General features: G+C 47.2%; 1 pseudogene. It reads left to right on the top strand.

Annotation, left to right across the window (positions count from 1 at the left end):
- Positions 1-38 precede the first annotated feature (38 nt).
- Positions 39-504 (top strand): annotated as a pseudogene (locus A3735_RS02210) (DUF802 domain-containing protein); the annotation flags it as partial.

Here is a 504-nt window from a genome sequence, read left to right as displayed (position 1 = left end):
AGCAAGTTGCCCAATTGTCAGAAACGATTGAGAAACCCATGACAGAGCTGATTGAAACCGCGTCTGAAACACCAAAGGTTGCTGCGGAGGTAATCTCCAAGTTACGTGAAGAAATCAGTAACAACATGGAGCGTGACAACCACTTGTTAGAAGAGCGTCAGCGAATTATGGCTGAGCTTGATGGCTTGTCAGGCTCCTTATCCGAGTCATCCAGCCAGCAAAGAGAAGCGATTGCTTCATTAGTCGAAACCTCTAGTAGCATGCTAGACAACATCAGCTCTCGTTTTGACCAGCATATCGATGCTGAAGTTAACAAACTCTCAGACATCGTGGTCGAAGCTGCGGCAAGCACTACCGATATTGCCAGTTTGGGTGATGCTTTTGGTAAGGCCTGCCAGCAGTTTAGTGAATCGAATGAACTGCTTGGTGAGAGTTTACAGCGCATCGAATCAGCTCTGGAGCAGTCGAGTGAACGCAGCAATGAGCAGCTTGGTTATTACGTTT

The sequence above is a fragment of the Oleiphilus sp. HI0061 genome (genome assembly GCF_001635675.1).
The sequence above is the reverse complement of the archived record's forward strand: the minus strand, read 5'-3'. Positions and strand labels throughout refer to the sequence as shown.